General features: G+C 74.0%; 17 protein-coding genes. 12 read left to right on the top strand and 5 right to left on the bottom strand.

Annotated features, from left to right (window positions below; genetic code table 11):
* Positions 1-83: 83 nt before the first annotated feature.
* The gene (locus tag ABT093_RS34430) at positions 84-749 is read right to left on the bottom strand and encodes a TetR/AcrR family transcriptional regulator (protein WP_350571055.1); all 666 of its coding nucleotides are present in this window, start codon (positions 747-749) and stop codon (positions 84-86) included.
* 112 nt (positions 750-861) lie between these two features.
* A complete protein-coding gene (locus ABT093_RS34425; RefSeq protein WP_350571053.1) occupies positions 862-1,458 on the bottom strand; it encodes a GNAT family N-acetyltransferase in 597 nt (198 codons plus the stop codon).
* Positions 1,459-1,637: 179 nt separating this feature from the next.
* On the opposite strand from ABT093_RS34425, the gene ABT093_RS34420 reads away from it, so the two are divergent.
* The 6 genes from ABT093_RS34420 to ABT093_RS34395 all read left to right on the top strand — a co-directional run bounded on the left by ABT093_RS34420 (position 1,638) and on the right by ABT093_RS34395 (position 7,855).
* Positions 1,638-2,936, top strand: a complete 1,299-nt coding sequence (locus ABT093_RS34420) for an ATP-grasp domain-containing protein (RefSeq protein ID WP_350571052.1) — start codon at positions 1,638-1,640, stop codon at positions 2,934-2,936.
* Positions 2,933-3,835, top strand: a complete 903-nt coding sequence (locus ABT093_RS34415) for a Rossmann-like domain-containing protein (protein ID WP_502884381.1) — start codon at positions 2,933-2,935, stop codon at positions 3,833-3,835. The genes ABT093_RS34420 and ABT093_RS34415 overlap by 4 nt, the downstream gene beginning before the upstream one ends.
* The gene (locus ABT093_RS34410) at positions 3,832-4,959 is read left to right on the top strand and encodes a PLP-dependent cysteine synthase family protein (protein WP_350571051.1); all 1,128 of its coding nucleotides are present in this window, start codon (positions 3,832-3,834) and stop codon (positions 4,957-4,959) included. The genes ABT093_RS34415 and ABT093_RS34410 overlap by 4 nt, the downstream gene beginning before the upstream one ends.
* The gene (locus ABT093_RS34405) at positions 4,956-6,035 is read left to right on the top strand and encodes a dipeptide epimerase (protein WP_350571049.1); all 1,080 of its coding nucleotides are present in this window, start codon (positions 4,956-4,958) and stop codon (positions 6,033-6,035) included. The genes ABT093_RS34410 and ABT093_RS34405 overlap by 4 nt, the downstream gene beginning before the upstream one ends.
* A complete protein-coding gene (locus ABT093_RS34400) occupies positions 6,032-6,856 on the top strand; it encodes a class I SAM-dependent methyltransferase (RefSeq protein WP_350571048.1) in 825 nt (274 codons plus the stop codon). The genes ABT093_RS34405 and ABT093_RS34400 overlap by 4 nt, the downstream gene beginning before the upstream one ends.
* A gap of 207 nt (positions 6,857-7,063) precedes the next feature.
* Positions 7,064-7,855, top strand: coding sequence for a VOC family protein (locus ABT093_RS34395; protein ID WP_350571047.1), 792 nt, complete (start codon positions 7,064-7,066; stop codon positions 7,853-7,855).
* A gap of 11 nt (positions 7,856-7,866) precedes the next feature.
* Here ABT093_RS34395 and ABT093_RS34390 read toward each other — a convergent pair whose 3' ends face one another.
* Together ABT093_RS34390 and ABT093_RS34385 are read right to left on the bottom strand one after the other, a co-directional pair.
* Positions 7,867-8,352, bottom strand: a complete 486-nt coding sequence (locus tag ABT093_RS34390; protein WP_350571046.1) for a hemerythrin domain-containing protein — start codon at positions 8,350-8,352, stop codon at positions 7,867-7,869.
* A 165-nt stretch (positions 8,353-8,517) separates the two neighbouring features.
* A complete protein-coding gene (locus ABT093_RS34385) occupies positions 8,518-9,114 on the bottom strand; it encodes a TIGR03086 family metal-binding protein (protein WP_350571044.1) in 597 nt (198 codons plus the stop codon).
* Between the two features lie 193 nt (positions 9,115-9,307).
* Here ABT093_RS34385 and ABT093_RS34380 point away from each other — a divergent pair, with 193 nt between their 5' ends.
* Positions 9,308-9,877 carry a DoxX family protein gene (locus ABT093_RS34380; protein ID WP_350571042.1) on the top strand — a complete coding sequence of 190 codons (570 nt, stop codon included), beginning with the start codon at positions 9,308-9,310 and terminating at the stop codon, positions 9,875-9,877.
* Between the two features lie 329 nt (positions 9,878-10,206).
* Positions 10,207-12,762, top strand: coding sequence for a collagenase (locus tag ABT093_RS34375; protein WP_350571040.1), 2,556 nt, complete (start codon positions 10,207-10,209; stop codon positions 12,760-12,762).
* Positions 12,763-12,829: 67 nt separating this feature from the next.
* On the opposite strand, the gene ABT093_RS34370 is transcribed toward ABT093_RS34375, so the two are convergent.
* The gene (locus tag ABT093_RS34370) at positions 12,830-13,591 is read right to left on the bottom strand and encodes a PP2C family protein-serine/threonine phosphatase (protein WP_350571038.1); all 762 of its coding nucleotides are present in this window, start codon (positions 13,589-13,591) and stop codon (positions 12,830-12,832) included.
* A 150-nt stretch (positions 13,592-13,741) separates the two neighbouring features.
* Here ABT093_RS34370 and ABT093_RS34365 point away from each other — a divergent pair, with 150 nt between their 5' ends.
* The 4 genes from ABT093_RS34365 to ABT093_RS34350 all read left to right on the top strand — a co-directional run bounded on the left by ABT093_RS34365 (position 13,742) and on the right by ABT093_RS34350 (position 17,544).
* Positions 13,742-14,338 (top strand): TetR/AcrR family transcriptional regulator, encoded by a 597-nt coding sequence (locus ABT093_RS34365; RefSeq protein ID WP_350571036.1) that lies wholly within the window; start codon positions 13,742-13,744, stop codon positions 14,336-14,338.
* 175 nt (positions 14,339-14,513) lie between these two features.
* Positions 14,514-15,740 carry an MFS transporter gene (locus ABT093_RS34360; RefSeq protein ID WP_350571034.1) on the top strand — a complete coding sequence of 409 codons (1,227 nt, stop codon included), beginning with the start codon at positions 14,514-14,516 and terminating at the stop codon, positions 15,738-15,740.
* 44 nt (positions 15,741-15,784) lie between these two features.
* Complete coding sequence (locus ABT093_RS34355) at positions 15,785-16,909, top strand: LLM class flavin-dependent oxidoreductase (protein ID WP_350571032.1); 1,125 nt, start codon at positions 15,785-15,787, stop codon at positions 16,907-16,909.
* On the top strand, positions 16,906-17,544 hold the full coding sequence (locus ABT093_RS34350; protein WP_350571030.1) for an FMN reductase: 639 nt from the start codon (positions 16,906-16,908) through the stop codon (positions 17,542-17,544). Before ABT093_RS34355 ends, ABT093_RS34350 begins: the two co-directional genes overlap by 4 nt.
* The last annotated feature ends 27 nt before the right edge of the window (positions 17,545-17,571 follow it).

Below are 17,571 nucleotides of genomic sequence, written 5' to 3'. Positions count from 1 at the left end.
GCGGTGAAGGTCTCGGTGTCGGGGTCACGCCGGTCGGCCGGCGCGGCTGATCAGCGGTGGATCAGCGGTGGATCAGCGTTGGGTCAGTGGTCGCCGTGGAAGTCCTCGAAGGTCGCGGCCCGGCCGGGCAGGACGGACGGGGCGGGTGCCCGCATGCCGTCCAGGAACAGTTGGAGGTGCCGGTGGACGAACCCTTCCAGGACGCGGCACCCGGTGCCCGGCAGCGGGCGGGTGAGCTGGCTCAGCGCGATGAACAGGTCGCCGTGGTCGACGTCCGGACGGGCCTCGCCCGCCGCCTTCGCCCGCTCCAGCAGGCCGCCGGCGACGGCCAGCAGGCGCTCGCGTGCCTCCGCCAGCTCCGGGTCGTTCCGGTCCACCCGGTCGGTGAGCATCGGGCACAGCGCGCCGACCTTCTCGTCGACCGTCTCGTGGGCGAACCGCTCCAGGGCGTCGAACGGGCCGGCGACCTCGGCGGCCGCGCGTTCGGCGATCGCCACGATGCGGTTCTTGACGAGCAGCGCGACCTCACGGATCAGTGCCGTCCTGGTGGGGAAGTTCCGGTAGAGCGTAGCGTTTCCGACGCCCGCCCGCTTCGCGATTTCGTCCAGCGGCGCGTCCGCGCCGTGCTCGACGAAGGCGTCCCGGGCCGCCAGGACGATCCGCTCGCGGTTGCGGCTGGCGTCCGCGCGCAGCCTGGGCGCACGGGCCGGCCCCGCGGTGCGGGTCGAACGGGGGGCGACGGTGGTCACGGGTGCACTCCTCCCGGGATACGGGTTCCGGGGAGTCACTCCCCGCTTAGTCCTACGAAGGGCTAAACGGGGAATCGCTCCCCGGAAATTTCGCGCCTCGGTGTGACCTGTGTCACATCCTCCCGGCGCCTCCGCTGAGCGCCGCCCGCGCCGCCGCCGCCACCGGCCGGCGCAGCGGGATCTCGAAGTGGACGGTGGCCACGCCGGGGCCGTGCTCGCCGGTCGGGCGGGCGTCGTAGACCTCCTCCGCGAGGCTGCGCCAGAACGGTTCGGCGCCGGGGACCGCGGTGTTGGTGTGCAGGTAGAGCCGCCGGTAGCCGCCCTCCGCGGCGGCGAACGCGCAGGCGCGGCGGACCAGCTCCCGGGCCAGCCCGTGCCGCCGGTGCTCGGCGCGGACGTAGACCCGGACGAGCTGCGCGGTGGTTCCGGACGGGTAGCGCCGGGCGATCTCGCGCGGATGCGGCGGGTGGGCCGGTCCGGTGGAGTGCAGCGCGGTGGTGGCCACCACCTCCTCGCCGTGCACGGCGACCAGCAGGGCGTGCCGGGGGTGGTCCAGGTAGTACCCCTGGAGGTCGACGACGTCGGCGTGCCAGTCGGGCACGTAGCCGTAGCCGAACTCGCGGTAGAAGGTGTCGAGGATCAGCCGGCGCGCGCCGGGCACGTCCTGCGGCAGCGCATGGCGGACAGCATAAGGGAGTTGACGGTCCATCAGAAAGCTCCGGCGAGGCTGGGGTGCGACGGGGAGGGCAAGAGTACATGAAAACCACTTTCATCTGACGCAGCGACAAGCATGCGGTCCGGCGCGTTGAAAATGAAAACGAATCCCGTTACGGTCCTGATTGTCCGTCGAGTCCGCGGTCTCCGCGGTGGCCGTCGAGAGGAAGAGCCGTGGCGCATCTGCTGGTGGTCGAGAGCTGGGTCGGCTCCATGAGCCGGCTGTTGCCACGAGCGCTGGAGGAGGGCGGACACCGCTTCACCTTCCTCACCCGCGACCTGCACCACTACCTGCGGGCCGCCGCCCCCGCCGACGGTCCGCACCCGCTGCTCGCCGCCGGGAACATCCTCACCGCCGACACCAACGACCCGGACACGCTGCTCCCGTACGCCGAGCGGCTGCACGCGCTGCTCGGCTTCGACGGCGTGCTCTCCTCCTGCGACTACTACCTGCCGCAGGTCGCCCGGGTGGCCCGCAGGCTCGGCCTGCCCGGCCCGGAGCCGGAGGCCGTCGCCGCCGCCTGCCGCAAGGACCTCACCCGCCGCCGACTCGCCGGGGCCGGCGTCCCCGGGCCCGCCCACGCGCTCTGCGCCGACCGGGAGCAGGCCCGCGCCGCCGCCCGGGCGATCGGCTACCCGCTGGTCGTCAAGCCGGTCGACCTGTGCGCCGGGATGTTCGTCCGAGCGGTCCGCGACGAGGACGAACTCCTCGCCGCGTTCGGGGCGTTGGACGCCTTCCCGGTCAACGCTCGCGGCCAGCGGCGGGAGCCGGCGGTGCTGCTGGAGGAACTGCTCACCGGACCGGAGGTCAGCGTCGAGACGGTCTCGGTGGACGGCGTCGCGCACGTCGTCGGGATCACCGACAAGAGCGTCGGCGGCGCGCCCGCCTTCATCGAGACCGGCCACATGTTCCCGGCCGCCCTGGACCCGGCCGAGGCCGAGGCCGCCGCCGGCACCGCGGTCGCCGCACTGGCCGCGCTCGGCCTCGACCGGGTCGTCGCGCACACCGAGGTCAAGCTCACCTCCGCCGGGCCCCGGGTGGTCGAGGTCAACCCGCGTCCGGCCGGCAACCGGATCACCGAGCTGGTCCGGCGGGTCACCGGGGTCGACCTGGCCGCCGCCGCCGTCGACCTCGCGCTCGGCCGCCGCCCCGACCTGACCGCCCGGCCGACCGGGACCGCCAGCGCCGCCATCGCCTTCCTGGTGCCCGGCGGCGGGCAGAGCGGCCTGCTGGCCGGCTTCGACGGGGAGGACGCGGTGCGGCGCGACCCGGCGGTGGTCGAGCTCGCCCTCGCCGCGGCCGGCCGCGAGGTGCGGCCCGCGACCAGCAACAACGAGTACCTCGGGCACGTCATGACCGCCGACGCCGGCGGGGCCGGGGCGCGCCGCAGCGCCGAGCGGCTGCTCGCCGGGCTCCGCCCCCGCCTCGCGGCCGCCGGCCGTCCGGCCGAGGCCATGGCGGTGTCCGCGTGAGCGCCACCCTCACCGAGGCCCCCACCGCGAGCGCCCCCGTCGGCAGTGCCCCCGTCGCGAGCGCCCTCACCGCGAGCGTCGGGGCCCCCGCCCGCTCCGTGCTCGACCAGATCACCGGGCGGGTCCGTACGGGGGCGTACGGGCCCGACCCGGCCTCCCTGCCGATCGCGCTCGCCTTCAGCACCGTCCAGGCCGTCCGGCACGGCGGACGCGCCCGCGGGTACCGCAACGAGGTGCTCAGCCTGCGCATCGGCTCCGCCGTCGGTTCCTGCGCCGTCGAACCCGGCGAACTCCCCGCCGACACGATCACCGACTGCGTCGGCGCCACCGTCGGCGAGCTGCTCGACCACCCGCTCGCCGCCGTCCGGGTCGCCGCCCTCGACGCCTACCTGGGCCACTGCCGCCCGCACGGACCGGTGCACGGCGCCCGGCGCTTCGGGCTGCCGGCGGGCTCCTCGCTCGCGAAGTCGCGGCTGCGCGCCTCCGCCGTGGTGGGGCTGCTGCCGCTCGCCGCCGTCCGCCGGGTGCTGGTCGTCGGCGTCGTCAACTCCCTCCTGGAGCAGCTCCGTTCGCACGGGGTCGCGTACCTGGCGTGCGACCTCAAGGGCGGCACCACCGAATGGGACGAGCCGGTGCACACCGACGCCCTCGCCCACCTCGACGACTGCGACGCGATCCTCGCCTCCGGCATGACCCTCGGCAACGGCTCCCTCGACCCGCTGCTCGCCCACGCCCGCGCCACCGGAAAGCCCCTGGTGCTGTTCGCGCAGACCGGCAGCGCCGTGCTGCCCCGGCTGCTCGGCCACGGCGTCACCGCCGTCAGCGCCGAGCCCTACCCCTTCTTCTGGCTCGACGGCGGTCCCTCCGTGCTCCACCTGTACGGGGGTGCGGCCCGGTGACCGCCCTGCTCGGCTCCGGCGCGGTGCTGGACACTCCGGTGCTCGGCAACCCGGCCCTGCTGCCGCTGCTCGGCGGCACCCCGCTGGCCCGGATCACCACCCCGCTCCCGCACCCGCACCCCGGCTTCTGGGCCAAGCTGGAGGGGCTGAGCGCCGGCGGCATGAAGGCCCGCCCGGCTGTCGCGATGCTCCGCGGCGCCCACGCCCGGGGCGAACTGCGGCCCGGAGCCACGGTGGTGGAGTCCACCTCGGGCACGATGGGCGTCGGCCTCGCCTTCGCCGGACAGGCCCTCGGCCACCCCGTCGTCCTGGTCGGCGACAACGAACTCGAGCCGTCCATGCGACAGCTGCTGCGCTCCTACGGTGCCCGGCTGGAGCTGGTCGAGCGGCCCGCCCGGCACGGCGGCTGGCAGGCCGCACGGCTCGCCCGGGTGCGCGCCGTGCTCGACCGGCTGCCCGGCGCCTACTGGCCCGACCAGTACAACAACCCCGACAACGCGGCCGGTTACCGGGCGATGGCCCAGGAGATCACCGCCGACCTCGACCACCTGGACGTGCTGGTCTGCAGCGTCGGCACCGGCGGCCACAGCGCCGGCCTCGCCGAGGCGCTGCGCCGCCGCTGGCCCCGGCTGCGGATCATCGGCGTCGACTCGGTCGGCTCCACCATCTTCGGCCAGCCCGCCCGGTCCCGGCTGATGCGCGGCCTCGGCAGTTCCATCCACCCGCGCAACGTCGTCCACCACGCCTTCGACGAGGTGCACTGGGTCGGCCCGGCCGAGGCCGTCGACGCCTGCCGGCGCCTCGCCCGGGGCGCCTTCGTCAGCGGCGGCTGGTCCACCGGCGCGGTCGCCCTGGTCGCCGCCTGGGCCGCCCGCGCGCACCCGGACGCCGCCGTCGCCACCGTCTTCCCCGACGGCCCGCACCGCTACCTGGGCACCGTGTACGACGACGCGTTCTGCCGGCGGCACGGCCTGGACGCCGAACGGGCCGCGCCGCGCCCGACCGAGATCCCGCACCCGGCGGCCGTCGAGGTCACCGGCTGGGCCCGCTGCCGCACCGGCCGGACCGCGCCCGCCGCCGTCCCGGCGGTCACCGTCGCCGCCCGCCCCGAGGAGGACCGATGAGGCTCGACGTCCGCACCGTCCGGCTCCGCCTGGCCGAGCCGCTGCGTATCTCCCGCTCGGTGACCACCGAACGGGACGCCGTCCAACTCGCCCTCGCACACGGCGGGTTGACCGGCCACGGTGAGGTGGTCAGCAGCGTCCACCTGGCCCTGCCCACCGACCGGATCCTGCGCGGGCTCGACGCGTTGCGCCCCGCGCTGGAGGACGGCCCGGACCCTGAGCAGGCGCTCGCCGACCTGCGCGACGGCGCGGCCCCGTACGCGCCGCTGCCGGCCGGGGTGCTGGCCGCCGTCGAGGCCGCCCTGCTCGACCTGGTCGGCAAGCGGGCCGGTGAGCCCGTCCACCGGCTGCTCGGCCGGGCCGAACCGGTCGCCGCCGCCACCGCCCGCACCATCGGCATCGACCCGCCCGCCCGCGCCGCCGTGCAGGCCGCCCGGCTCGCCGACGCCGGGTTCACCGTGCTCAAGGTCAAGGCCGGCGCCGCCGACCCCGGCCTCGACCTGGCCCGCGTCCAGGCCGTCCACGAGGCCGCCCCGGCCGCCCGGCTGCTGCTCGACCCCAACGGAGCCTGGACCCCCGCCCAGGCCCTCCGGCTGCTGCCCGCCTTCGCCGCCACCGGCGTCGAGGCCGTCGAGCAGCCGATCCCCCCGGGCAGCCCCGACGCGCTCGCCGCCGTCGCCGAACGCTCGCCCGTCCCGGTGATCGCCGACGAGGACGCCGTCGACTACGAGGACGCCTGCCGGCTGGCCGGCCGGGTGCACGGCGTCAACCTCAAGCTCGCCAAGTGCGGCGGCGTCCACCAGGTACTGCGCATCGCCGAGGCCCTGCACGGCAGCGGCACCGAGCTGATGCTCGGCTGCCTGGCGGCCAGCTCCCTCGGCATCGCGCCCGCCGTCCACCTCGCCGACCGGGCCCGCTGGCTGGACCTCGACGGCCACCTGCTGCTCGCCCACGACCCCTGGCAGGGCATCGGCGGCGCCGACGGCACCGTCCGCACCCCGGACCGCGCCGGCCTCGGCGTGCTGCCCGCCGCGCGCACGGAGGCCGAGCCCCGGACGGTGGCCGGAGCCCGATGACGCACCGCCGCACGGCCGCCGGCCCGGACGCCGCCCACCGCAACCTGCTCACCGACCGCCCGGAGCTCTACGAACTCCGCTTCCCCGACCCCGGGTTCACCGCCGCCCGGTGGGCCGAGTCGATGCTCCGGGAGCACGGCGCGGGCCCCGAGGTCCTGGACCTCGGCTGCGGCACCGGCCGCGACGCGGGCTGGCTGCACCGCACGGCCGGACGCACCGTCACCGGCCTGGACAGCTCCCCGGCGATGATCGCCCACGCCCGGACCCGCCACCCCGGCCCGTCCTACCACGTCGGCGACATGCGGGAGTTCACGCTGCCCGGGCGGTTCGACGCCGTGCTCTGCCTGGACAGCGCACTGCTCTACTGCCACACCAACGCCGACCTCGACGCCCTGTTCGGCCGGCTCCGCCACCACCTGCGCCCCGGCGGCCTGCTGGTCGCCGAGATGCGCAACGGCGCCTTCTTCCTCGGCCGCACCGAACTCCTCGACGCCGCACGGCTCGACAGCGTCACCCACGACGGCGTCACGCACACCTCGCGCACCGTGCTGTGGATCGACCACGCCGCCCAACTCCTGCGCCGCACCCGCAGTTGGGCCGCCGACGACGGCAGCCCGCCGGTCGAGCAGCACTCCGCCTGGCGGCTGCTCTTCCCCCAGGAGCTGCGCCACCTGCTCGCCGTCCACGGCTTCACCGTCCTCGCCCTCCACGACCGGCCCGGCCCGCGCACCGACCCGCCCTGGACGGACGGCGACCGGCCCGCCGCCACCGCCGACGGCGACCGCCTCCACCTCGTCGCCCGCCTCGCCCCCGCCGCCTGACGGCGGAGCGATCCGGGGCAGAACCTGGCCCCGACCGCCCCGGGCGCGGGCCGGGACGGCTTCGGCGGTGTCCCGGTGCCCCGGGCAGGAGGGGGCGTGGCACCTCCGCGAACCGGCGGACACGGCCTAGGCTGAAGTCGCCCGGGCGGCCGGACGGCCGCGGGAGTCGGGAGGGGCCCGGCAGCCGGGGTCTCGGAGGTGGTCGCGATGGTCAGCGGTGGGACGACGGCCGAGGTGCGCTGCGTGGCGGCCGTCCCGTGCTGGGTCAGCCTGATGGCGCGCGACCTCGACACGGCCAAGGCCTTCTACGGGCCGCTGCTGGGCTGGGAGTTCGAGCCGGGGCCGGACCGTTTCGGCCCGTACGTGCACGCCGTGGCCGGCGGCGAGGCGGTGGCCGGACTGGGCGTGGCGAGCGGTGGCTGGGGCATGCCCGTCGCCTGGACCAGCTACTTCGGCACGGAGAACGCGGACGCCGCCGCCGACGCGGTCCGCGAGCGGGGCGCGACGCTCGCGGTGGGCCCGCTCTCCTTCGACGCCGGCCGGGTGGCGTTCGCCGCGGACCCCCTGGGCGCGGTGTTCGGCATCTGGGAGGGCCCGCTGGGCCGTGCCCGGCGGCTGGACCTCCTGGGCGCGCCGGTCTGGATCGAGCTGCGCACCCCGGACCCGTTCGCGGCCGCGCTCTTCTACGGCGAGGTGTTCCGCTGGGACGGCCGGGACCCGGAGCGGTTCGAGGTCCGCTGGGAGCACGACCGGGTGGTGCTGCGGGCCGAGGGGCGCAGCGTGGCCGCGCTCGCCAGGGAACAGGCGACCGGCCCGGCGGGGATGCCGCCGCACTGGGAGGTGTCGTTCTCGGTGCCGGACACCGACGCGGCGCTGGCCAGGGCGGAGCAGCTCGGTGGCAGCGCGCTGGGCCCGGCCTTCGACTCGCCGTACGGGCGGGTCGCCCGGCTGCAGGACCCGGAGGGCGGCCGTTTCGCGGTGATCAGCGCCAAGCCCTGATCGCCACGGCCCTACGGCCCGGCCTCGGCGATCTCCGCCCGATCGGCCCGCAGCCGTTCGGCGAGCGCGGTCCGGGCGGCGGCGGGGAGGGCCTTGCGGGCGGCGGGGAACAGCTGCTCCTCCTCGGCCGCCAGGTGCCGGCGCAGCAGCTCGGCCAGCCCGCGCAGCAGGGTGTCCGGCGCGGGGTCGCCCGGCGCCAGGGCCTGGAGGTCGGCGAGGTACTGGCCGATCGCGAGGTGGTCGTGGATGCACCGGAACACCAGCGCGCCGCCGTCCGGCACGTCGTGCTGGACGACCGGGAACAGGTGTTCCTCCTCCGCCGCGCAGTGGCTGAACAGCAGGTCGGTGAGCCGCTCGATCAGCTGCTCCCGGCCCGCTCCGCCGTCCCGGCCGGACTCCCCGGGGCGGGCCGGGGCGGCCTTGATCCGGGCGAGCAGGTCCTCCACCGCGCGGTGCTCCGCGGTGAACTCGCCGAGGATGTCCGGCTTGCGGCTCATGGCGCGCCCGCCTCTCCCGTCCGCTTCGGTTTCGGCTCCCCCCGACACCTCCAGTATCCGGCGCCGCCCCGGTCACCCGGGCGGCGCGGCGGGGGAGAAGGCTCCCGGGAGCCGCCCGGGAGCCGCTCCCGCCGGGCGGCGCCGCAGGTCAGGGGCGGTTCCGGCTCAGGGGCGGTACCGGCGTCCGGTGAGCGCGAGCATCCGGGTCTGGGCGTCGGCGTCCTCCGCCACCGGCAGCGGCGGGTCGAACAGCCCGCTGCCGGAGAGGTCCCCGTAGCCGGTGTACTCGGCGAGCGCGAAGTCCACCAGGCCCTCCGGCAGCCGGGTGAGCCGGCCGGTGCCCTCGGCGAGGTCCCAGGTGTGCACGACGGCGTCGGCGGTGAGCTGGTCCAGGTAGTACTGCCCGGAGACGTCGCCGAAGGACAGGTGCACGGTGAGGTCGGCGGCTCCGGGGACGGCGAAGGCGCCGCGAGCGGCGTCCGCGGCGGCGCTCCAGGCGCCGACCGGGTCGTCGCCGAGGACGTCGCCGTCGAAGCGGCCGCCCACCTCGGCGATGGTGGCGCCCATCAGCAGTTCGGGGACCCAGAGCTGCTCGCCGGTGAGGTGGTTGACCAGGTCCCGCACGGTCCAGTCGGCGCAGGGGGTGGGCGCGTCCCACTGGTCGGGCGTGACCAGCCTCACCCGTTCGGTGAAGGCGGCGAGGGCCTCGGGGTACAGGGTGCCCTTCCGCTCCGTCCGTCGGTGTTGGTTGCGATGTGCCATGCCCTGAGCGTGCCCCGCCCCACGCCGTCGTACGCAGGTCCAGACCACTACTGACCCGGCCACGCCAAAATCTCACGTCCGGCCAGTTGTTCAAATTCAAACTTGCAGGTACGGTCAAACAACCCCGCTGGTTCGAATTTGAACAAATCGGTCCAGCATCGACGAACCCCCCCTTTTTTCGATGGAGACGCGCATGCCGAGCAGCAGCCCGAGCACGACCGCCCCCACCAACCACGCCGCCGCGGCGACGGTCCCCGGATCCGCGGCCACCTCCCCGCACGCCTACGACGCCGGCCTCCTGCTGCTGCGGGTGGCCCTCGGTCTCACCATGGCCGCGCACGGCAGCCAGAAGCTCTTCGGCTGGTTCGGCGGCGGCGGGATCGACGGCACCTCCGCGTTCTTCGGCGCGAAGGGCTACCCGGCGCCCAAGTTCATGGCCGTCGTGGCCGGCCTCACCGAGACCGGCGGCGGACTGGCGCTCGCCGTCGGCGTGCTGGCGCCGCTGGCCGCCGCCGCGATCCTGGGCACCATGCTCAACGCCCTCGCCGTCACCTGGAGCGGCAGCTTCTTCGCCATGAAGGGCGGCAGCGAGTACGAGCTGCTGCTGATCGCCGCCGCGGCGGCGCTCGCGCTGACCGGCCCCGGCCGCTACGCCGTGGACCGCTACCTGCCGGTGGTGCGCTCGCACCGGCTGTCGTACGGCGCGGCCGCCGTCCTGCTCGCCCTGGTCACCGCGGGTGCGGTGCTCCTGGCCCGCGCCTGACGCGCCGATCGCGGCGGCCGTCCCCGCCGCCGGAACACCCAGAGGCCGCCGGTCGACCGACCGGCGGCCTCTGCCGTTCTGCGGTCATTCGGTGAAGTTCCTGTGGGGAAGCGGCAGTTGTCCGTTCCGAGGGTTCCTCGGTCATGTGATGTATGCCATTGTACATGTCACACTCCCCACCGGTGCTCGACGGCACCGCCCCAATGGCGCCGTCGCAACGGTCCTCACCATTCCCACCGGCCGCGCCCCCACGCGGCCGACGAAGGCCCGGAGGCCCCCACGTGAGTACCGCACGTCCCTTGCACCAACGTCCCCACGTCGCGAGGTTGTTGACGCTCCTCCTCGCGATGTTCGTGGCGGTCGGACTGTTCGCCCCGAGCGCTCAGGCCGACCCCGCCCCGGCTTCACCGCCCTCCGGCGGAGGCTCGCCCGCGACCTCGGCCGGGCCCGCCGGGCTGGCCCCGCAGCCCGCGATCGGTGACACGCCGGACGCCCACGGCGAGAAGAAGCCGGTCGCGGCCCGTGACCGCGCCCCGTTCTCGACCGCGGACCCCGCGCGCGCCGAGCGTCTGTCGAAGGCGGAACAGCAGGCCGAGCAGAAGGCCGAGCTGGCCAAGGCCTTCGGCGAGAGCGCCCCCATGGCTCTCGCCGAACAGCCCTGCAACATCCCGGACTTCAGCCGCACCGGCGGTGCTCTCGTGCAGGCCGTCAAGGCGGCCGACCTCGGCTGCATCAACAGCCTGTTCACCCTGACCGGCGGGGACGCCAACGGAACCTTCCGCGAGTCCCAGATGGTCACGGTGGCGGACGCCCTGCGCGACAACGCCGCGAACTACCCGGGTGACAACTCCACCTTCACCGCTCAGCTGGTGCTGTTCCTGCGGGCCGGCTACTACGTGCAGTGGTACCACGCCTCCGACGTGGGCACCTACGGCACCGCCCTGCAGACCTCGATCCGCGGCGCGCTGGACACCTTCTTCAACAACGCGCACTCCCGTGACGTCACCGCGGCCAACGCGGGCACGCTGGGCGAGGCGGTCATCCTGATCGACAGCGCGCAGGAGAACGTCCGCTACCTGCCGGAGGTCAAGCGCCTGCTGGGCGCCTACGACGCCGCCACCCACAACCCGGCGAACATGGGCAACGCGCTCAACGGCGTGTTCACCGTGCTGTGGCGCGGCCACCAGGCGAAGGGCTTCGTCGAGGCGGTGCAGGCCGACCCGAGCGTGCTCGACTCGCTCTCCGCCTTCGCCAACGCCAACAGCGCCCTGCTGGGCGGCGACTACACCTTCCTGGTCTACAACGCGACCCGCGAGCTGGGCCGTTTCGTGCAGTACGAGGCGCTGCGACCCAAGGTCACCCCGCTGCTGAAGGGCCTGGCCGACCACTCCTCGCCGAGCGACCGCACCGCGTACCAGTGGGCCGCCGTCGCCGAGATGGCCGAGGCCTACGACCCGGGAACCTGCTCCACCTACGGCACCTGTGACGCCCCGGCCCGGCTCCGGGCGGCCGTCCTGACCGTCGACCACGCCTGCAGCCCGAGCATCCGCGTCCGCGCCCAGAAGCTGGACGCCGCGCAGCTGGAGACGACCTGCTCCAGCCTCAACGGCCAGGACGCCTTCTTCCACTCGGTGGCCAAGGACGGCGGCCCCGTCGCCGACGACCAGAACACCACCATCGAGGTCGTGGTCTTCCACACCCGCTTCGACTACGTGGTGTTCGCCGCCGGCATCTTCGGCATCGACACCAACAACGGCGGCATGTACCTGGAGGGCAAGCCGGGCGAGGCCGGCAACCAGCCGCGCTTCCTCGCCTACGAGGCCGACTGGGCCCTCCCGGACTTCCAGATCTGGAACCTCAACCACGAGTACACCCACTACCTCGACGGCCGGTTCAACATGTACGGCGACTTCGACGCCGGCATGACCACCCCGACCATCTGGTGGGTCGAGGGCTTCGCCGAGTACGTCTCCTACTCCTACCGCAACGAGACCTACGACGCGGCGATCACCGCCGCGGGCCTTCACACCTACCGGCTCTCCGACCTCTTCGACACCGCGTACGGCGACCAGGAGCGCGTCTACCGCTGGGGCTACCTGGCCGTCCGCTACATGCTGGAGCAGCACCGCGCCGACCTGGACGCCGTGCTCGCCAAGTACCGCGCCGGTGACTGGGAGGGCGCCCGCACCATCCTCAAGCAGACCATCGGCACCCGCTACGACGCCGACTTCGACAGCTGGCTGACCAAGTGCGCGGCCGGCGCCTGCGCCGGCGGCACCAACCCCGGCGGCAACCAGGCGCCCACCGCGGCCTTCACCGCCGCGGTCAACGGCCTGGGCGTCTCCTTCACCAGCACCTCCACCGACCAGGACGGCACGATCGCCTCCTACGCCTGGGACTTCGGCGACGGCACCACCGCCACCACCGCCAACCCGGCCAAGACGTACGCCAAGGCCGGCAGCTACACCGTCACCCTCACGGTGACCGACGACAAGGGCTCCACCGCGAGCGCCCGGCAGGACGTCGCCGTCGGCGCCGGCGGCGGCGACGGGTCGGAGTGCACCGCCACCGACACCCGCCTGCTGGACAAGAACTGCACGCGCAGCAACGCGGCGGCGACCGCCGGCAACTACGCGCACTTCTACCTGCTCCTCCCGGCCGGGGTGACGCAGCTGAAGCTCACCAGCACGGGCGGCACCGGCAACGGCGACCTGTACTACAACGGCGACGGCTGGGCGTACACCGACGCCTTCACCGCCAAGTCCGCCGACCCGAACGGCAACAACGAGACCCTGACCATCACCAACCCGCCCGCCGGCTACGTCTTCCTGAGCCTCTACGCCCCGCAGGGCTTCTCCGGCGCGACCGTCAAGGCCGAGTACTGACCGAGGAGTTGTGACCCGACAGCACTGACCGAGGGCCCCGGCGGAGTTACCGCCGGGGCCCTCCCCGTCACTGCCCGATCCGCACCAGGGCGAGCGTGATGTTGTCCGGCCCGCCGGCCTCGATCGCCGCCTTCCAGAGCTCGAACGCCGTCCGCCCGTCGGCCCGTTGGGACTCCGCGGGCGGACGCGCGAGCAGCGCCGACAGCTCCTCCTCCGGCACCGCGTCGGTCAGCCCGTCGCTGCACACCAGGTACCGGTCGCCGACGGCCAGCGGCGCGCTGCGGACGTGCGGCTCGACGAAGGTCAGCCCGAGCGAGCCGCCGAGGGTCTGGGTGACCACCGAGGTGGTGCGCCGCCCGGGCGGCAGCGGCGGGCTGTCGTCCACGCTGATCCGGTGCAGCGAGCCGTCCCCGATGCGGTAGACGCGGCTGTCGCCGATGTTGAAGACCACGGCCCGGTCCGCGAGCAGGACCAGGCCCGCCACCGTGGTGCCCATCGCGGCCAGCCCCGGATCCCCGCCGGCGGCCGCGTAGACGTCCCGGTTGCAGGTCTGCAGGGCGTCCCGGACGCTCTCCTCGCCGTCGAGCCCCGGCCCGGCCGCCGCCAGCCGCCGGGCGACCAGGGAGCTGGCGACCTCGCCGCCGGGATGGCCGCCGAGCCCGTCGGCGACCGCGACCACGCACGGCGGGCCGAGCGGGAAGAGCAGGGTCTGCGGGTTGGTGGTGACGGTCGCGCAGAGCGTCCACGGCCCGACGGTGAGGCTGTCCTCGTTCTGTCCGCGCACCAGGCCCTCGTGGCTCAGCGCGCTCACCGCGATGTACTCCGCCATCGGTTCGCCGCCCTTCGGGTGCTCCGGCCGACCGCTCCCGGCTCCTCCCATTGTCCCGCGCGGGCACCCGGCCGACCCGTCGGCGTCCCACCGGCGGGCGGACGCCGAACGGTATTGCACCGATCGATCCAAAACGGCTACGGTGCTGACATGGCGAGACCGCGCACCTTCGACGAGGACCGGGCGCTGGACGCGGCGATGCGCGCGTTCTGGGCCAACGGCTACGAGGCCACCTCGACCCAGGACCTCTGCGAGGCGACGGGTCTGGGGCGGAGCAGCATCTACAACACGTTCAGCAGCAAGCGCGACCTGTTCCGCCGGTCGCTGGACCGCTACAACGAGCTGATGACCGTCCCGCAGGTCGCCCTGCTGGAGGATCCGGAACTGCCCCCGCTGGAACGGGTCCGGCTGCTGCTCGCACGGGTCGTCGACGGGGAGTTCGAGAACCGCCCGCAGGGGCGCAGTCTCGGCTGCCTGACCGTGAACACCGTCGTCGAGCTCGCCGGGCGCGACCCGGAGGCGGCCGGGGTGCTGGAGCGGGACCAGGAGGTGCGGCTCGCCGCGCTGTCCGCCGCCATCGGGGCCGGGCAGCGCGCCGGGGAGATCGCCGCGCGCCGGGAGGCGGGCGAGCTGGCCCGCTTCGTGAACGCGGTGATCGCCGGGATGCGGGTCGCGGCCAAGGGCGGGGCCGACCGGGCCGCCGTCGAGGCCATCGCCGCCACCGCGGTGGACGCGCTCACGCCCTGATCTTCGAGCGGTCTGACCTTTGATCTTCGAGCGGTCTGACCTTCAAGAGGTCTGATCTTCGAGCGCCCCGGCCTTCGGGGGGCCTGCCCGCCCGTCGGCCCGGCCGGCCGCTCGGGCGCTCTCGCCTGCCCTTGTTTTGAACCGATCCATCCAAAACTATCGGGGGAGCACTCCCATGCCACGTGCCGTGTACGTCCTCGCCCTCGGCATCTTCGCGATGGTGACCAGCGAGTTCGCCGTCGCCGGGCTGATGCCGCAGCTGGCGCAGGGCCTCGACGCGACCGTCCCGCAGATCGGCTACCTGATCACCGCCTTCTCCGTCGCGATGTCCTTCGGCGGGCCCTTCCTCACCATCACGCTCCTGAGGGTGCGTCAGAAATACGCGCTGATGCTGCTGTTCGCCGTCTTCCTGGTCGGCAACGTGCTCGCCGCGACCGCCACCGGCTACCCGGTCATGCTGGTGGCCCGGGTGGTCTGCGGGATCGCCGCGCAGGCCTTCTTCGGCATCTCGATCTCGCTCTGCGCCCAGCTGGCCCGCCCCGAGCTGCGCGGCCGGGCGATCGCCGTACTGATGAACGGCCTGATGCTCGGCACCCTGCTGGGCCTGCCGCTGGCGACCGTCATCGGTGAGCGCCTCGGCTGGCGGGCGGCGTTCTGGGCGATCGCCGTGCTCACCGTGCTGGTCGCCCTGGCCACCCTCGCCGGGGTGCCGGACGCCGACCACGCCGAGGGCGGCGGCTCGCTGCGCGCCGAGCTGGGCGCGCTGCGCAACCGGCGGCTCTGGCTGGCCTTCGCCACCAGCACCCTGATCATCGGCGCGACCTTCTCGCTGTTCAGCTACGTCAACCCGGTCCTGACCGAGATCACCGGCTTCTCCGTCGGTTCCGTCCCGCTGCTGCTCGTCGCCTACGGAGCGGCGACCGTGATCGGCAACACCGTGGTCGGCCGGCTCGCCGACCGGTACGCGCTGCCGGTGCTCGCCGTCGGCCTGGCGCTGAACACCGTCTTCCTGGCCGGCCTCGCGCTCTTCGCCCAGCTCCGGGTGCCGGCGGTCGCCCTGCTGCTCGGGGTCGGCCTGGTCGGCGTCACCATGAACCCGGCGATGGCCTCGCGGGTGCAGCGGATCGGCAACGCCCGCCCGCTGGTGAACACCGTCCACAACTCCTTCATCACGCTGGGTGTCATCCTCAGCTCCCTGCTCGGCGGGCTCGCCATCGACGCCTGGGGCCTGCGCGCCGTGCTCTGGCTCGGGGTCGCGATGGCGCTCGCGGGCCTGCTGACCCTGCTCCCGGACGCCCTGCGGGCCCGTCGTGCGGTCTCGGACCAGAAGTCGGGCGCGGAGGGGAATAACACCCGGGTGGCGGATGCTAAGGTCGTTGAAACTTTGACGATCGGATCCTGAGCCGGGTTTCCCTGCGGGATTCAGCCTGGAGCGTGGTGAGCAACATGCAGTTCGGAATCTTCACCGTCGGCGACGTCACCCCCGACCCGACCACCGGCCGCACCCCGACCGAGCACGAGCGGATCAAGGCGACCGTGGCCATCGCCCGCAAGGCCGAGGAGGTCGGCCTGGACGTCTTCGCGACCGGCGAGCACCACAACCCGCCGTTCGTGCCGTCCTCGCCGACCACCCTGCTCGGCTACATCGCCGCGCAGACCGACCGCATCATCCTGTCCACCTCGACCACGCTGATCACCACCAACGACCCGGTGAAGATCGCCGAGGACTACGCGGTGCTCCAGCACCTCGCCGACGGCCGGGTGGACCTCATGATGGGCCGCGGCAACACCGGCCCGGTCTACCCGTGGTTCGGCAAGGACATCCGCCAGGGCATCCCGCTCGCGATCGAGAACTACGCGCTGCTGCACCAGCTGTGGCGCGAGGACGTGGTCGACTGGTCGGGCCGCTTCCGCACCCCGCTGCAGTCCTTCACCGCCACCCCGCGCCCGCTCGACGGCGTCCCGCCGTTCGTCTGGCACGGCTCGATCCGCAGCCCCGAGATCGCCGAGCAGGCCGCCTACTACGGCGACGGCTTCTTCGCGAACAACATCTTCTGGCCCAAGGAGCACTTCAAGAAGCTGATCAACCTCTACCGCGAGCGCTTCGCCCACTACGGGCACGGCACCCCCGAGCAGGCCGTCGTCGGCCTCGGCGGCCAGGTGTTCATGCGCAAGAACTCGCAGGACGCGGTGCGCGAGTTCCGCCCGTACTTCGACAACGCGCCGGTGTACGGACACGGGCCGTCCATGGAGGAGTTCACCGAGCAGACCCCGCTCACCGTCGGCAGCCCGCAGGAGGTCATCGAGAAGACCCTGACCTTCCGCGAGACCTTCGGCGACTACCAGCGCCAGCTGTTCCTGATGGACCACGCCGGCCTGCCGCTGAAGACCGTGCTGGAGCAGCTGGACCTGCTCGGCGAGGAGGTCGTGCCGGTGCTGCGCGAGGAGTTCGCCAAGGGCCGCCCGGCCGGCGTCCCGGACGCGCCGACCCACGCCTCGCTGGTCGAGGCCGACCGCGCCCGCCGGGAGCAGGAGCAGCACACCGAGGAGAACGTGGAGGTGGCCAAGTGACCGCGTACCGACTGGTCGTGATCAGCGCCGGCCTGAGCAAGCCGTCCTCGACGCGCCTGCTCGCCGACCGGCTCGCCGACGCGACGGTCCGCCGGCTCGCCCGGGACGGGCGCGAGACGGAGGTGACGGTGATCGAACTGCGCGACCTCGCCACCGACATCGCGCACAACTTCGTCACCGGCTTCCCCGGCGCCGCGCTGCGCGAGGCGATCGAGGCGGTCACCCGCGCCGACGGGCTGATCACCGTGACGCCGATCTTCGCCGCCTCCTACAGCGGACTGTTCAAGTCGTTCTTCGACGTGCTCGACCCCGACGTGCTCACCGGCAAGCCGGTGCTGATCGCCGCCACCGGCGGCACGCCCCGGCACTCGCTGGCGCTGGAGCACGCGGTGCGGCCGCTGTTCAGCTACCTGCGCTCGGTGGTCGTCCCGACCTCGGTCTACGCGGCCACCGACGACTGGGGCACCACGGGGGACCGGCTCACCGACGGGCTTCCGGGCCGGATCGACCGGGCGGCCGGCGAACTCGCCGGGCTGCTCGCCGGCCGCGCCCCCAGCGGGCCGGCGGCGGACGGCGGGTCCGAGGAGGAGACGGTGGTCCCGTTCGCCGAGCAGCTGGCGGCCCTGCGGGTCTGACGGCGGCGGCGCGGGCACGCACGCACA

The organism is Kitasatospora sp. NPDC002551 (genome assembly GCF_040296005.1).
In the GTDB taxonomy this organism is placed as follows: Bacteria; Actinomycetota; Actinomycetes; order Streptomycetales; family Streptomycetaceae; genus Kitasatospora.
Note: the sequence above shows the minus strand (reverse complement) of the source record. Positions and strands in the feature narration are given on the sequence as shown.

Coding starts and splice junctions, on each gene's coding strand:
- ABT093_RS34395 (WP_350571047.1), top strand. CDS start 7,064: ATGGTCAGCGGTGGGACGACGGCCGAGGTGCGCTGCGTGGCGGCCGTC.
- ABT093_RS34370 (WP_350571038.1), bottom strand. CDS start 13,591: ATGGCGGAGTACATCGCGGTGAGCGCGCTGAGCCACGAGGGCCTGGTG.
- ABT093_RS34385 (WP_350571044.1), bottom strand. CDS start 9,114: ATGGCACATCGCAACCAACACCGACGGACGGAGCGGAAGGGCACCCTG.
- ABT093_RS34400 (WP_350571048.1), top strand. CDS start 6,032: ATGACGCACCGCCGCACGGCCGCCGGCCCGGACGCCGCCCACCGCAAC.
- ABT093_RS34380 (WP_350571042.1), top strand. CDS start 9,308: ATGCCGAGCAGCAGCCCGAGCACGACCGCCCCCACCAACCACGCCGCC.
- ABT093_RS34360 (WP_350571034.1), top strand. CDS start 14,514: ATGCCACGTGCCGTGTACGTCCTCGCCCTCGGCATCTTCGCGATGGTG.
- ABT093_RS34355 (WP_350571032.1), top strand. CDS start 15,785: ATGCAGTTCGGAATCTTCACCGTCGGCGACGTCACCCCCGACCCGACC.
- ABT093_RS34425 (WP_350571053.1), bottom strand. CDS start 1,458: ATGGACCGTCAACTCCCTTATGCTGTCCGCCATGCGCTGCCGCAGGAC.
- ABT093_RS34405 (WP_350571049.1), top strand. CDS start 4,956: ATGAGGCTCGACGTCCGCACCGTCCGGCTCCGCCTGGCCGAGCCGCTG.
- ABT093_RS34390 (WP_350571046.1), bottom strand. CDS start 8,352: ATGAGCCGCAAGCCGGACATCCTCGGCGAGTTCACCGCGGAGCACCGC.
- ABT093_RS34365 (WP_350571036.1), top strand. CDS start 13,742: ATGGCGAGACCGCGCACCTTCGACGAGGACCGGGCGCTGGACGCGGCG.